This window comes from Altererythrobacter sp. KTW20L, from assembly GCF_023501975.1.
Classification (GTDB): domain Bacteria; phylum Pseudomonadota; class Alphaproteobacteria; order Sphingomonadales; family Sphingomonadaceae; genus Alteraurantiacibacter.
This window is the reverse complement of sequence record NZ_JAMFLH010000007.1, coordinates 163,783-178,132: the sequence shown is the minus strand read 5'-3', so window position 1 is coordinate 178,132 and position 14,350 is coordinate 163,783. Positions and strand designations below refer to the sequence as shown.

The window sequence follows — 14,350 nt, the reverse complement described above, 5'->3', positions numbered from 1 at the left end:
CCCAGCTGGTGCCCGACAGCAATGCGGCGTCACGCTGGCGGCCGGGGCTGGCGCGCCGGCAGGGCCGGGTGCTGCACAGCGAGATTTTCGCCCCCTCGCACGAAGCGGGCGGCGTGGCCTGCGCGCTCGCGCTGGCGCTGGATGACCTGCGCAACAGTGGTGACGACAGGCTGGAGGAAAGGCCGCTGTTGTGGGTGCAGGACGAAGCCTCGCGCAAGAAGACCGGGCGGCCCTACCGCCCCGGCCTGCCACCGGAATTGCGCCACCGGGTGATCCATGTCGCGGCGAAAGGTGCCGCCGATGCGCTGTTCGCGCTGGAGGAAGGCATGCGCTGCCGCGACCTTGCCTGTGTGATCGGCGAGATCCACGGCAACCCGCGCGAACTGGGTCTCACCGCCTCGCGCCGGCTCAGCCTGGCGGCGGAAAAGCACGGCATTCCGCTGTTCCTGGTGCGTCACGATGCCAAGCGCGACCTTGGCTCGGCCCGCATGCGCTGGGAAGTGCGCTCCGCCCCGTCGCCGCGCGGCTGCTGGAACCCCGCCGCCCCCGGCCTGCCAAGCTGGCACGCCGACCTGTTCCGCGCCCGCATGCACCCCCCATCCGAATGGATCCTGCGCGATGACCGAAAGGCCCTTGTTGCCGAACGTGTCGCCGAGCGGCCAGACGCCTCCACAGACCTCTCGCCGGACCGCTCGCCGGATCATGGCGATCTGGTGCATGTCGCTGGCGCTGGATCGCTGGCGGCAGGCTGAGAACAGAGACAGGCGCTCTTTCTCCCCCTCTTCTTCAGAGGAGGGGGCCGGGGGGTGGTGCCCGCCTGCCACGTCGCCTGCATCCCGCCACCACCCCCAACCCCCTCTTCTGAAGAAGAGGGGGCTTGAAGAAGGTCCGCTGGCGCTCATCACCGAAACCGCGCACGGCCCGCGGATCGATGCCGCCAATACTGCCGGGCAAGATGCAGGTGCCGCGCCCGGCATGATGCTGGCCGATGCGCGCACCCTGTGCCCGCAATTGCAGGTGGTGCCGAGCGATCCGGCGGGCGACCTTGCCTTCCTCGAACGGCTGGCCCTGTGGGCCCAGCGCTGGGGGCCGTGGTCGGCGATGGATGCGCCCGATGGCCTGCTGGTCGATGTCAGCGCCGTGGCCCACCTGTTTGGCGGGGAGGAACGGCTGCTAGCCGATGTGCAGGACAGGCTGGCCGCGCAGGGCCTCGCCGCCCGCGTCGCCATCGCCCCCACGGCAGGCGCGGCCTGGGCGCTGGCACACTATGGCCCGCCCGCAGCGATCCTGCCGCCGGGGGCAGACGTAGCCGCCGCATTGTTCGGCCTGCCGGTGGCGTCATTGCGGCTTGATGCAGATGTGCTGCTGGTGCTGCGCCGCCTCGGCCTCAAGCGGGTGGGCGACATGGCGGAACTGGGCCGCGACGCAGTGCAGCGCCGCTTCCGCAACCGCCGCTCGCCCGCCGCCAATCCCCTGATCCGGCTCGACCAATTGGCGGGCCGCGTGCCCGAGCCGCTGCTGCCGGTCCTCGCCGTGGCCATGCCGCTGGTGCAGCGCCGCCTGATGGAGCCGATCCGTCACCGCCCGCTGCTGGATCAGGTACTGGCCGACCTTGCGGCAGACCTGGTGCGCGAACTGGAGGCGCGGGGCAGCGGGGCACGGCGGCTCGAACTGGGGCTGTGGCGGGTCGATGGCGAGGTGGTGCTGCGCCGGCTGGAACTGGCCGCCGCCACCCGCGATGCAGCCCACATCTGCCGCCTGTTCGCCGCCCGGCTCGACGATGTGGAGGCGGGTTTCGGCATCGAGATGGCGCGCCTCAGTGCCAGCTGGGCCGAACCGCTGGCCCTGGCCCAGGCGGACCTTGAGGCTGCTGCCGAACAGCACGGCACCTCGCTCGCCGCCTGTATCGACCGTATTTCGGTCAGGCTGGGGGCAGCGGCCGTGCGCCGTCCGGTCCCGCGTGGCAGCCACGTGCCCGAACGCGCGCAAGGTTGGGCAAGCGCGCTGGAGCCAGAACCCGCTTCACAGCATATGCTCGATTTCCATGCCAGGCCGCTGAAACTACTGGATAGTCCTGAGAAGATCGCCGTGCTCTATGCCAGCCCGGACGGCCATCCTCGGCGGTTCAGCTGGCGGGGCGGCGTGCATGAGGTGGCGCGGGTGGAAGGGCCCGAGAGGATCGCCCCCGAATGGTGGCGCGAGAAGGGCCATGTCCGCCTGCGCGACTATTACCGAATCGAGGATGGTGAGGGCCGCCGCTACTGGATCTTCCGCGCCGGCCTTGCAGGCGACGGGCGCGGCACCGATCGCAATGGCGGCATACCCGACTGGTTCTTGCAGGGATTATTTGCCTGAGCCGACAAAGCGCTAGGCGAATCCGGCGGTAGAACATACATAGAACAAATGTCCCGACCCAGCACCTTGGAAAAGCTCGCCATCCTCGCCGATGCGGCGAAATACGATGCCTCCTGCGCCTCGTCGGGCACCTCCAAGCGCAATTCCAGCGGCGGGAAGGGTGTTGGCTCGACCGAAGGAATGGGCATCTGCCATTCCTATGCGCCCGATGGCCGCTGCATCTCGCTACTCAAGATCCTGTTGACCAACCACTGCATTTTCGATTGCCATTATTGCGTCAATCGCAAGAGCTCGAACGTGGTCCGTGCCAGGTTCACCCCGCAGGAAGTGGCGGACCTGACGCTGAGCTTCTATCGGCGTAACTATATCGAAGGGCTGTTCCTCTCCTCCGGCATCGTCAAGAACGCCGACCATACGATGGAACAGATGGTAGAAGTGGCGCGCATCCTGCGGGATGAAAACGATTTCCGTGGTTACATTCACCTCAAGACCATTCCCGAAGCCTCGCCCGACCTGATCCACCGCGCAGGGCTCCTGGCCGACCGCCTATCGATCAATGTCGAATTGCCCACCGTGGCCGGGCTCACCCGCCTGGCACCCGACAAGAACGCCGGCATGATCGAAGGCGCAATGGGCGGCATGAAGGCATCGATCGACGAGGCGCGCGACGGGAAGAAGCACTTCCGCCACGCGCCGAAATTCGCCCCTGCCGGACAGTCCACCCAGATGATCGTGGGGGCGGACAGCGCCAGCGATGCCGATATCGTCGGCAAGGCGAGCCAGCTTTATGGCCGGTTTCGCCTGCGCCGGGTCTATTATTCCGCCTTCAGCCCGATCCCCGATGCCAGCGCCGTGCTGCCGCTGAAGCGCCCGCCGCTGATCCGCGAGCACCGGTTGTACCAGTCGGACTGGCTGATGCGGTTCTATGGCTTTGCCCCGCACGAGGTAGTCGAGGCGACCGATGCGGCGGGCAACCTGCCGCTCGATATCGATCCCAAGCTCGCTTGGGCGCTGAAGTTTCGTGAGCGTTTTCCCGTGGATGTGAACCGCAGCTCGCGCGAGATGTTGCTGCGCGTGCCGGGGTTGGGGACGCGCGCGGTGGGCCAGATCCTCGCCACCCGCCGCCATCGCACGCTCAGACTCGACGATGTGGGCAGGCTGACCACTTCGGTGGCGAAGATCCGCCCGTTCATCATCACCTGCGACTGGCGGCCCACTATGCTGACCGACGGGGCCGATCTGCGCAGCCTCCTGGCGCCAAAGCAGGAGCAGCTGGAGCTGTTCGCGGCATGACCACCCGCGGCAAGCTGAAGCCGCGGCTCGGCGCGTTCTATGCGGTGCAACTGCCCGAGGCGGACGACTTCGCCTTCTGGCGCGAGCGGGCGAGGGGGCTGGTGCAGTGCGATGTGCCGCCCGACAGGATCGCCTGGATCGAGCCCGGGGCGACGGGCAGTCTGTTTGCGTCTGGCGACACGCGCCTTTCCCCGCCGCCGTCCGATGCGCGGGCCGTGCGGGCCAGCAAGGCCTTCGTCCAGGCGGCGCAGACTGCAATGTGCCATTCGGACCCGGATCGCTTCGGCCTGCTCTACCGCCTGCTGTGGCGCTTGCAGGGCAATCCGCGTGCACTGGAAGACCGGGCCGATGCCGATGTGCGGCGCCTCGATGAATTCATCCGCCAGGTGCGGCGCGACATGCACAAGATGCGTGCCTTCGTCCGCTTCCGCCTCGTGCCGACAGATGCCGATGCGCTGGGGCCGGAAGCCGCCGAGCACTACGTCGCCTGGTTTGAGCCCGAGCATCATATCCTGCGCGCCAATGCCGGGTTCTTCGTGCGCCGCTTCGCCAACATGCGCTGGTCGATCCTGACGCCGCAGGGCTCGCTCCACTGGGATGGCGATGCATTGTGCGAGGGGCCACCCGCGCAGAAGGCCGATGCCCCGGCGGGCGATGCGATGGAGGAACTCTGGCGGCGCTACTATGCCTCCATCTTCAACCCCGCGCGGCTCAAGATCGGGGCCATGCTCAAGGAAATGCCGCGCAAGTACTGGAAGAACATGCCCGAAACCGCGCTGATTGCCGACCTGGTGGCAGGCGCGCAGGGCCGCGAGGCGACCATGATCGATGCCGGAGCCATTGCCCCCGAAGACCGCCCGGACAGCCTGTCCGCCATCGACAAGGCGATCCACATGTGCCGCCGCTGCCCCATCGGCGAACTCGAAACCCGCGCCGTGATGGGCGAGGGGCCGCAGGATGCGGATCTGATGATCGTGGGCGAACAGCCGGGCGACCAGGAAGACCTTGCCGGAAGGCCCTTCGTTGGTCCTGCCGGGCACTTGCTGGATGAACACCTCGAACAGGCCGGGATCGACCGGGCGGCGACCTATGTCACCAACGGGGTTAAGCACTTCAAGTTCGTGATGAGGGGAAAGCGGCGGCTCCACCAGTCCCCCACCGCCAAGGAAATCGACACCTGCCGCTGGTGGATCGAGGATGAGCGGGCGCTGGTAAAGCCGAAACTGGTGCTGGCACTGGGGGCCAGCGCGGCGCGCTCCATGCTGGGCCGCACCGTGTCCATCTCGCGCGAGCGGGGGCGGGCGCATGGGCTGGGCGATGGCAGCGAGTTGTGGATCACCGCGCATCCTTCGTACCTGCTCCGGCTCGACGGAGCAGGGCGCGAGGAACAGGAGCGGCTGTTCGATGCCGACCTTGCGGCCGTGGCGGGCAGGCTGGCGGAGCTAGCCGGGCGTTAGCATATGCCTGAAAACGACCTCCTCATGCCGCGCCGCACGATCGCGCTGGACCACGAACTCGGCCCGGAAGGGATTGCGCCGCCACCGCCGGCGCCCTTCGTGGAGCTGGGCGTGGCGAGCTGCTTTTCGTTCCTGCGCGGTGCGTCCGATGCGGTGGACCTGGTGCTGCAGGCCCGCGCGTTGGGCTATGATGCGATTGGCATTGCCGATGCCAATTCCTTTGCCGGGGTGGTCCGCCTCCATGCCGAAGCGCGGACGCTGAAATTGCGCCCGGTAATCGGCTGCCGGTTGGAACTGGCAGAAGGGCTCGTCTTCCTCGCCTATCCGACCGACCGCGCCGCCTATGGCCGCCTGTGCCGCCTGATCTCGGCCGGGCGCATGGGCACGCTGGATGGCGAATGGCAGGACAAGGGAGCCTGCGACATCAGCCTCGCCATGCTGGCGGAGCATAGCGAGGGCGTGCAGCTTATCCTGTTGCCGTCGGACGATTTGTCCCACGAATTCACCGTAGCGGTGGAGGACAACGTCATTCCCCTCCCGCTTGCGGGAGGGGTTAGGGGTGGGAATGCGGCGAACGCCGATGGGACCGGGCCCACCCCCGGCCCCTCCCGCAAGCGGGAGGGGAGAAGGATTGTCGCTGATCTGGCCGACCTTCTGCCGCATCTGACCCGTCAGCTTCCCACCCTGCGGCACATCGCCGCCAGCTACCTCTATCGCGGGGACGACGTAGCGCGGATCGAGCGATTGGATGCCCTGGCGCGGGCCAATGGCTGCACGATCCTGGCAACCAACGACGTGCATTACCACGCGCCCGACCGCCGCCCCTTGCAGGACGTGATGACCGCGATCCGCCACAAGACCACGGTTGCCGCCGCCGGCCGCCTGCTCCACGCCAATGCCGAGCGGCACCTCAAAAGCCCCGAACAGATGCAGCAGCTGTTCGCCCGCTGGCCCCACGCCATCACTGCCGCCCGCAAGGTGGCCGATGCCTGCCGGTTCAGCCTGGAGGAGTTGCGCTATGAATACCCGCGCGAGATCTACCCCGATGGCATGGACCCGCAGGAATACCTTGAGCAGCAGACATGGGAGGGGGCACAATGGCGCTATCCCAATGGCTTGCCGCAATCTGTTGAGGATGTGCTGGAACGTGAGCTGGCCTTGATCGCCAAGCTGGAACTGGCGCGATACTTCCTCACCATCAAGGATATCGTCGATTTCGCCCGCGCGCAGGACCCCCCGATCCTGTGCCAGGGGCGGGGCTCTGCGGCCAATTCGGCGGTCTGCTATGTGCTGGGCATTACCAGCGTGGATCCGGCCAAGCACCAGTTGCTGTTCGACCGCTTCATCTCCGAAGAACGCAAGGAGCCGCCCGATATCGACGTCGATTTCGAGCATGAGCGGCGCGAGGAGGTGATCCAGCATATCTATGCCAAGTATGGTCGCCACCGCGCCGGGCTCTGCGCCACGGTGATCCATTACCGTCCGCGCATGGCGATCCGCCAGGTGGGCAAGGCGATGGGCCTGTCGGAAGATGTCACCGCCGCGCTGTCGCGCACTGTCTGGGGCGGGCACGGGCACGAGATCGGCGTGAAGCACGTGGCCGAAACCGGCATGGACCTGTCCGATCCGCACCTCAGGCGCGTGCTCAAGCTGACCGAACAGATGATCGGCATGCCGCGCCACCTGGGCCAGCACGTCGGCGGTTTCATCCTGACCGAAAGCCTGCTGACCGAGACCGTGCCGATCGGCAACGGGGCCATGCCCGACCGGACCTTCATCGAATGGGACAAGGACGACATCGACACGCTGGGCATCCTCAAGGTCGATGTGCTGGCGCTGGGCATGCTCACCTGCATCCGCAAATGCCTCGACTTGCTGGGCGCACACCATGGCCGCGACCTGACGCTGGCGAGCGTCCCGCGCGAGGATCCGGAAACCTACGCCATGCTGCGCAAGGGCGATTCGCTCGGCGTGTTCCAGGTGGAAAGCCGCGCGCAGATGAACATGTTGCCCCGCCTGCGCCCGCGCGAGTTCTATGACCTCGTCATCCAGGTGGCCATCGTGCGGCCCGGCCCGATCCAGGGCGACATGGTCCACCCCTACCTCAAGCGCCGCCGGGGCGAGGAGCAGGTCGTCATCCCCGCGCCGGGGCCGGAACATGGCCCGCCCGACGAGTTGACCAGCATCCTCGGCCGGACGCTGGGCGTGCCGATCTTCCAGGAGCAGGCGATGAAGATCGCGCTGGATGCAGCGAAGTTCTCCGGGTTGGAAGCGAACCGCCTGCGCAAGGCCATGGCCACGTTCCGCAGCCGCGGAATGGTGGACGAATTGCAGGACATGATGGTCGAACGCATGGTGGCGCGCGGATATGACCGCGATTTCGCCCAGCGCTGCTTCAACCAGATCAGGGGCTTTGGCGAATACGGCTTTCCCGAAAGCCACGCCGCCAGCTTCGCGCACCTCGTCTATGTATCGAGCTGGCTGAAATGCCACTTTCCCGCAGCTTTTGGCGCCGCGCTGCTCAATTCGCAGCCGATGGGGTTCTATGCCCCGGCGCAGATCGTGCGTGATGCGCGCGAGCATGGGGTGCCGGTGCTGCCGGTGGATGTGAACTGTTCGGACTGGGATTGTACTTTGGAGAAAGAGCCCTCTCCCCTTCAGGGGAGAGGGTTGGGTGTGGGGGCGGCAGACGCTGCGCCTGCAGTCCCCCACCCCCCGACCCCCTCCCCTGAAGGGGAGAGGGAGAAAATGGCCTTGCGCCTTGGCCTGCGGCAGGTTGATGGCCTGCCCGAACATGTCGCCGCCGCCATCGTCGCTGCGCGCGTGGAGGGCGGGGCTTTTGCCGATGTGGCGGACCTGCGGGCGCGGGCGCGGATTGGCCCGGCCCATGTCGAGCGGCTTGCCAGCGCGGATGCCTTCGGATCGCTCAACCTTTCCCGCAGGCAGGCACTGTGGGATGCCCGCAGCCTGGTGGGTGCGCCCGACCTGCCGCTGTTCGCCCATGCAGAAGCGCGCGACGAGGGGGCGGAGAAACACCGCGCTATCCTGCCGCAGATGCCGCTGAGCGAAGAAGTGGTGGCCGATTACCAGACCACGCGCCTGTCGCTGAAGGCCCACCCGCTCGCCTTCCTGCGCGCCAGCCTGGGCGAACGCGGCTTCGTGCGCGCCTGCGACCTGCGCGACCGCAAGTTCCGCTCGATGGTGCAGGTGGCCGGCGTGGTGCTGATCCGCCAGCGGCCCGGCAGCGCCAAGGGCGTGTGCTTCATCACGCTGGAGGACGAGACCGGGGTCATCAACCTCGTCGTCTGGCCCGACCTGAAGGACCGCCAGCGCAAGGTGGTGATGGGATCGCGGCTGATGGAAGTGCGCGGCCGGGTGGAGTACGATGACGAGGTGATCCACGTCATCGCCCACCACATGACCGATGCGACCCACCAGCTCCACCTGCTGTCGGACGACCTGCTGCAGGCGCCATTGGCCCGCGCCGACCATGCCGGAACTCTGGGTCAGAACGGGGAGACCATCCGCCCGCGCGACATGATCGACCAGTTGCCGCCCACTTTGCGGGGCCATCCGCGCGATGCCCGGATCATTCCGCGCTCTCGTGACTTTCACTAGGGATGGTGCAACCGCCGAAACGAAGAATTTTCCGGATCGACCGCATTGCGGTGGGCCTGCTGCTGCTCGCCAGCCTGGTGATGGCGGTGCGGGGCTGGATGCTGGACAATCCGCAGCACGATCCCTGGGCTCCGCTCGAACTTGCCCATCCCATTGGCTGGGCCACGGGCACCAAGCTGGCCGCCTTGCAGGACGATGTCGAGGAATGCCGCGCCGTCCTCACCCGCGGCGACGTGGCGTTCGAAGCCTTGCCGCCAAGCGGCGAGGGGCAGTGCCTGCGCACCGATCGCACCGCGCTAGGCGGCAGCTATATCGCACCCGCCGCGCCACAAATGACCTGCCCGGTGGCAACTGGCCTCCAGCTATGGCTGCGGCACGGGGTGGAACCCGCGGCAGTGGAATTGCTCGGCTCGCCGCTGGCGCGGATCGAGCACATGGGCACCTATTCCTGCCGCCGGATCTACGGCCAGGACAGCGGCAACTGGAGCGAGCACGCCACCGGCAACGCTATCGATATCGCCGATTTCGTGCTGGAGGACGGCCGCCGCATCAGCCTGCTGGGTGACTGGAATGGTGAAGGGGAGGAGGCGGAATTCCTGCGCGCAGTGCGCGATTCGGCCTGTGGCCTGTTCGGCACCGTCTTGTCACCCGATTACAACGCTGCCCACGCCGATCACTTCCACCTCGATCAGGAGGTGCGCGGGTTCGGCGGGGTGTGCCGTTGACGCCTAAACCGGCTCCAGCGCGTAACCGGCGGACCGCACGGTGCGGATCGGGTCGCGGGCGTTTTCCACCGCAATGGCCTTGCGCAGACGGCGGATGTGGACATCGACCGTGCGCTCCTCGATCTCGCTGCCGGTGCCCCAGACCGCGTCGAGCAACTGGTTGCGGCTGAACACACGGCGCGGGTGTTCCATGAAGAACTTGATCAGGCGGTATTCGGTCGGGCCGATCTGCAACTGGCGGCCGCGTCGTTCCACCCGGTGGGCGACGGGGTCGAGCCTGAGGTCGCCCGCCTCGATCGCCTCGCCGGCCAGGGCAGGGCGCACGCGGCGCAATACGGCCGAAACGCGGGCCAGCAACTCGCGAGGGCTGAAGGGCTTGGTGACATAGTCATCCGCGCCCGTTTCCAGTCCGCGCACCCGGTCATCCTCGCCCTCGCGTGCGGTGAGCATGATGATCGGGACGTGGGCGGTTTCCTTGTTGCGGCGCAGGCGGCGGCAGACCTCGATCCCGCTGATCCCTTCGATCATCCAATCGAGGATGACGAGATCGGGCGTGTCTTCGGCGGCCAGCACCATGGCTTCCTCGCCATCGGGGGTGACGCGCACGTCATAACCCTCGTTCTCGAAGCGGTATTCGAGCAGTTCGGCCAACGCCGTATCATCTTCAACCAGCAGCAGTTTGGGAGCGGACATTCAGCATTTCCTGTCAGGCCGCCGGATTGCGGCTCCTTGGTTCGGCGCTGTCTTATGTCACATTTGCGTCAGGAATGTTTCAACGCTCGATTTCGCTTGGGTAGGAGCCGAGCGCGACGAAGTGGACCATTTCGGCCACGTTGGTGGCATGGTCGCCAATGCGTTCGAGGTTGCGCGCCACGAACAGCAGTTGCGCCGCGCTGCTGATGGTGGCGGGGTTTTCGACCATGTAGCTGACAAGGTTGCGGAAGATGCTGTCGTAGAAGGCATCGACCTTCGCATCCCGCGCGATTACCTCGCGCGCCACGATGGGATCACGCGCGGCATAGGCGGTGAGCACGTCGTGGACCATTTCGGCGGCGACATCGGCCATGGCGGGCAGCAGGGTCAACGGCTCGAACCGGCTGCGGCCCTCGATCCGCCCGGTGCGCTTGGCGATGTTCTTGGCATAGTCGCCGATCCGCTCGACCACGCCGGCGATCTTGAGCGCGGCGATGATTTCGCGCAGGTCATCGGCCATGGGTGCGCGCAGGGCGAGCACGCGGATGGCCATGGCATCGACTTCGGCTTCCAGCGCGTCGAGCTTCTTGTCGCGCTCGACCACTTCACGGGCCAGTTCCTCGTCTCCGGTGACGATGGCCTCCATCGCCTGCTGGATCGCCAGTTCGGCCAGGCCGCCAAGCTCCGCGATCAGGCCGCGCAGGCGGGTGATGTCCTCGTCGAACGCCTTGACCGTATGCTCTGCCATGCCAGTTCCTAACCGTACCTGCCGGTGATGTAATCCTGCGTCCGCTTGAGGCGGGGATTGGTGAATATGTCCGACGTGTGACCATACTCCACCAGGTTGCCGAGGTGGAAGAAGGCCGTCCGCTGCGAAACGCGCGCCGCCTGCTGCATCGAGTGGGTGACGATCACGATGGCATATCTACCACGCAACTCGTCGATTAGTTCCTCGATCTTGGCCGTGGCGATGGGATCGAGCGCCGAACAAGGCTCGTCCATCAGGATGACTTCGGGATCGACCGCGATGGCGCGGGCGATGCAAAGGCGCTGCTGCTGGCCGCCAGACAGGGCCGTGCCTGATTCCTCCAGCCGGTCCTTCACTTCCTCCCACAAGCCCGCGCGGCGCAGGCTTCGCTCGACGATCTCGTCGATTTCGGTCTTGCCCTGGGCCAGGCCGTGGATGCGGGGGCCATAGGCGATGTTGTCGTAAATCGACTTGGGGAAGGGGTTGGGCTTCTGGAACACCATGCCGACCCGCGCGCGCAGTTGCACCACGTCCATGCCCGACTGGTAGATATCCTCGCCGTCCAGCTCGATCACGCCTTCGACCCTGGCCGACGGGATGGTGTCGTTCATGCGGTTGAGAGTACGCAGGAAGGTGGACTTGCCACAACCAGATGGGCCGATGAACGAGGTCACGTGTTCGGCATGGATATCGATCGAGACCTGGTCGATGGCCTTCTTGTCGCCATAGTAGACCGACACGTCGGTTGCCCGGATTTTGGGATCGCTCAGGCCTTCATTGGCGGCGGGGTCGGCCGCGGTCTCGGTCGTCAGCTCTTGCTCGGTCACCATTTCTTCTCGAACCTGTTGCGCAGATAGATGGCGAGGCCATTCATCATGAGGAGGAATACCAATAGCACGATAATCGCCGCGCTGGTGCGTTCAACAAAGCCGCGCGATACCTGGTCGGACCACAGGTAGATCTGCATCGGCAGGACCGTGGCGTTGTCGGTAAAGCCTTCGGGCGGGGAGGAGACAAAGGCGCGCATGCCGATCAGCAGCAGCGGCGCGGTCTCGCCCAGCGCGCGGGCCATGCCGATGATGGTGCCGGTCAGGATGCCGGGCAGTGCCAGTGGCAGGACATGGTGGAATACCACCTGCACCGGCGAGGCACCCACCGCCAACGCACCATCGCGGATCGACGGGGGCACGGCCTTGATGGCGTTGCGGCCGGAAATCACGATCACCGGCATGGTCATCAGCGCCAGGGTCATGCCGCCGATCACCGGCGCTGATCGCAAGCCGGGGAACAGAGTAAGGAACACCGCGAGGCCGAGCAGGCCGAAGATGATCGAAGGCACTGCGGCCAGGTTGTTGATGGACACCTCGATAATGTCGGTCCAGCGGTTCTTGGGCGCGTATTCTTCCAGATAGAGCGCCGCCAGCACCCCGACCGGGAAGGCCAGCAGCAGGGTAACGATCATGGTATAGATCGAGCCCTTGAGCGCCCCCCAGATGCCGACAAGCTGCGAATCGGTGGCGTCGGAGCGGGTGAGGAAGCCCAGGTCCAGCTTGTTCATCAACAGGCCGCGCTGCTCCATTTCGCGGGCCAGCGGTTGCAGGGCGGCCTGCCCGTCGCCCGCAAAGGCCGAGGCGAGGCGGCCGCTGGCGGGCAGGTCGAATGTCGTGCTGGTGCGCAGCAGCGATGGGTCGGCGATGAGCTCGCTCGCCACGTCGCGCCAGGCCAGCGGGTTGACCTGAGCGGCACCTTCCTCGCCAAGCGTCTCTTCGGCAGCGAACTGCACGATTTCGGGCAGGCCCTGGGCCTGCAAGGCCCGCATCTTCGCACCTTCGTTACCGCTGTCGAGCACGGTCAGGCTCATGCGGCTGAAATCGACCGGCACTTCGAACACTGTACGCTGGAAGCCGCCGATCCCGTTCAGCAGCATGGTGCCCAGCAGGAACACCAGCACCAGGATCGAGAAGCCGACCGCGCCGAGGCCCAGCGCCTTGAAACGCCGCTCGGCGGCATAGCGCTTCTTCAAGCGCGCCTCGAACTCGGGGGTGCGGGTGGGGGCGGTTACGGGCTGGGTCATGTCACTCATAAGCCTCCCGGAACCGTTTGACCACGCGGAGCGCAATCACGTTGAGCGCCAGGGTGATGATGAACAGCACGAAGCCGAGGGCAAAGGCGCTGAGCGTGGCGGGTGATTCGAGGCTGGCCTCGCCGGTCAGCATGGCGACGATCTGGAAGGTGACCGTGGTCATTGCCTCGAACGGGTTGGCGGTGAGGTTGGCGGCGGCGCCTGCGGCCATCACCACGATCATCGTTTCGCCGATGGCGCGGCTGACAGCCAGCATGATGCCCGCCACGATGCCGGGCAGGGCGGCGGGGATCAGCACGCGGCGGATCGTCTCGTTCTTGGTGGCGCCCATGGCCAGCGATCCATCGCGCATGGCCTGCGGCACGGCGGTGATCGAATCGTCGGAAATCGAGGAGACCAGCGGGATGATCATGATGCCCATCACCATGCCCGCCGCCAGCGCGCTTTCGGACGAGGCGTTGGAGATGCCGATGGCGACTGCCATGTCGCGGACCGCCGGAGCAACGGTCAGGGCCGCGAAATAGCCGTAAACCACGGTCGGCACGCCAGCCAGGATCTCCAGAGCGGGCTTGACCCACTTGCGCACCTGGGGGTGGGCATACTGGGAAAGGTAGATCGCGCTCATCAGGCCCAGCGGGATGGCCACGATCATGGCGATGATCGCGCCGATGAAGATCGTGCCCCAGAACAGCGGAATCGCGCCGTAGCGGTCTCCGTCCGGGTTCATCGACATCGGATCCGGCCCCCAGTGGGTGCCGAACAGGAAATCTATCGGCGAAACCATGCCGAAGAACCGCACGGTCTCGAACACCAGGGTGAGGAAGATGCCCAGCGTGGTCAGGATCGCCACCAGCGAGGCGACGAACAGCACCGACAACACGCCCTTTTCCACCCGCGAGCGGGCGCCGAAATCGGGCTTCAGGCGCGTGAAGGCCCAGGCTCCGCCGGCCAGGCCAAGCACCAGGGCCACCACCACGCCGATCCAGCCATAGAGCGCCGTCGCCTCGCGGAACGGTTCGACCAGTCCTTGCGCCTCGGGGATCAGCACGCGGTCGGCAAGACCGGCCGCGACATTGCGCGCTTCGTTGATGATCGCATCGCGCTGCATGCCGAATTCCGGCAGCCCGGCAGCTGCAGGGTCCGACAGCACGTGGCTCATGATCAGGTTGCCGGAAATCGCGCTCCAGATGATCGCGAAGACCAGGACCGGCAGGCCGATCCACAGCCCGGCATACCAGGCGTGATAGATCGGTAGCGAGGAGAGCCTGCGCCCGGCAGCATCCTTGCGGAACTGCCAGGCGCGCGCGCGAGCCACCAGCCATCCGGCCAGCCCCAGCCCGATGGCGAGGAGAAGCGGAATGGCTGATGACATGACGGC

The 14,350-nt window shown here is 66.4% G+C and carries 11 protein-coding genes; 6 read left to right on the top strand and 5 right to left on the bottom strand.

Translation table 11 applies throughout. The features are described 5' to 3' along the window. Positions 1-8: 8 nt before the first annotated feature. Genes M3P36_RS09065 through M3P36_RS09040 form a run of 6 tightly spaced genes read left to right on the top strand, consistent with a single transcriptional unit; the run spans position 9 to position 9,448 of the window. Positions 9-752 (top strand): hypothetical protein, encoded by a 744-nt coding sequence (locus M3P36_RS09065; RefSeq protein WP_249702934.1) that lies wholly within the window; start codon positions 9-11, stop codon positions 750-752. Beyond that, positions 703-2,355 carry a DUF6504 family protein gene (locus M3P36_RS09060; RefSeq protein ID WP_249702933.1) on the top strand — a complete coding sequence of 551 codons (1,653 nt, stop codon included), beginning with the start codon at positions 703-705 and terminating at the stop codon, positions 2,353-2,355. Before M3P36_RS09065 ends, M3P36_RS09060 begins: the two co-directional genes overlap by 50 nt. Positions 2,356-2,403: 48 nt before the next feature. Beyond that, positions 2,404-3,648 (top strand): putative DNA modification/repair radical SAM protein, encoded by a 1,245-nt coding sequence (locus M3P36_RS09055; protein ID WP_249702932.1) that lies wholly within the window; start codon positions 2,404-2,406, stop codon positions 3,646-3,648. Further along, on the top strand, positions 3,645-5,105 hold the full coding sequence (locus M3P36_RS09050) for a UdgX family uracil-DNA binding protein (RefSeq protein ID WP_249702931.1): 1,461 nt from the start codon (positions 3,645-3,647) through the stop codon (positions 5,103-5,105). The genes M3P36_RS09055 and M3P36_RS09050 overlap by 4 nt, the downstream gene beginning before the upstream one ends. A 3-nt stretch (positions 5,106-5,108) precedes the next feature. Then, on the top strand, positions 5,109-8,723 hold the full coding sequence (locus tag M3P36_RS09045) for an error-prone DNA polymerase (RefSeq protein ID WP_249702930.1): 3,615 nt from the start codon (positions 5,109-5,111) through the stop codon (positions 8,721-8,723). A 2-nt stretch (positions 8,724-8,725) separates the two neighbouring features. Further along, positions 8,726-9,448: an extensin-like domain-containing protein gene (locus M3P36_RS09040; RefSeq protein WP_249702929.1), complete on the top strand. Its 723-nt coding sequence runs from the start codon at positions 8,726-8,728 to the stop codon at positions 9,446-9,448. A 3-nt stretch (positions 9,449-9,451) separates the two neighbouring features. Here M3P36_RS09040 and phoB read toward each other — a convergent pair whose 3' ends face one another. The 5 genes from phoB to pstC form a co-directional block, all read right to left on the bottom strand. Further along, complete coding sequence (gene phoB, locus M3P36_RS09035) at positions 9,452-10,141, bottom strand: phosphate regulon transcriptional regulator PhoB (protein WP_249702928.1); 690 nt, start codon at positions 10,139-10,141, stop codon at positions 9,452-9,454. 79 nt (positions 10,142-10,220) lie between these two features. After that, the gene (gene phoU / locus M3P36_RS09030; RefSeq protein ID WP_249702927.1) at positions 10,221-10,889 is read right to left on the bottom strand and encodes a phosphate signaling complex protein PhoU; all 669 of its coding nucleotides are present in this window, start codon (positions 10,887-10,889) and stop codon (positions 10,221-10,223) included. A gap of 8 nt (positions 10,890-10,897) precedes the next feature. After that, positions 10,898-11,716, bottom strand: a complete 819-nt coding sequence (pstB, locus tag M3P36_RS09025; RefSeq protein WP_502798373.1) for a phosphate ABC transporter ATP-binding protein PstB — start codon at positions 11,714-11,716, stop codon at positions 10,898-10,900. Continuing rightward, complete coding sequence (pstA, locus tag M3P36_RS09020; protein ID WP_249702925.1) at positions 11,713-12,972, bottom strand: phosphate ABC transporter permease PstA; 1,260 nt, start codon at positions 12,970-12,972, stop codon at positions 11,713-11,715. The genes pstB and pstA overlap by 4 nt, the downstream gene beginning before the upstream one ends. Further along, a complete protein-coding gene (gene pstC, locus M3P36_RS09015; RefSeq protein ID WP_249702924.1) occupies positions 12,965-14,344 on the bottom strand; it encodes a phosphate ABC transporter permease subunit PstC in 1,380 nt (459 codons plus the stop codon). The genes pstA and pstC overlap by 8 nt, the downstream gene beginning before the upstream one ends. Positions 14,345-14,350: the final 6 nt, after the last annotated feature.

Coding starts and splice junctions, on each gene's coding strand:
- pstC (WP_249702924.1), bottom strand. CDS start 14,344: ATGTCATCAGCCATTCCGCTTCTCCTCGCCATCGGGCTGGGGCTGGCC.
- M3P36_RS09045 (WP_249702930.1), top strand. CDS start 5,109: ATGCCTGAAAACGACCTCCTCATGCCGCGCCGCACGATCGCGCTGGAC.
- phoU (WP_249702927.1), bottom strand. CDS start 10,889: ATGGCAGAGCATACGGTCAAGGCGTTCGACGAGGACATCACCCGCCTG.
- M3P36_RS09055 (WP_249702932.1), top strand. CDS start 2,404: ATGTCCCGACCCAGCACCTTGGAAAAGCTCGCCATCCTCGCCGATGCG.
- M3P36_RS09060 (WP_249702933.1), top strand. CDS start 703: ATGGCGATCTGGTGCATGTCGCTGGCGCTGGATCGCTGGCGGCAGGCT.
- pstA (WP_249702925.1), bottom strand. CDS start 12,972: ATGAGTGACATGACCCAGCCCGTAACCGCCCCCACCCGCACCCCCGAG.
- M3P36_RS09050 (WP_249702931.1), top strand. CDS start 3,645: ATGACCACCCGCGGCAAGCTGAAGCCGCGGCTCGGCGCGTTCTATGCG.
- M3P36_RS09040 (WP_249702929.1), top strand. CDS start 8,726: ATGGTGCAACCGCCGAAACGAAGAATTTTCCGGATCGACCGCATTGCG.
- phoB (WP_249702928.1), bottom strand. CDS start 10,141: ATGTCCGCTCCCAAACTGCTGCTGGTTGAAGATGATACGGCGTTGGCC.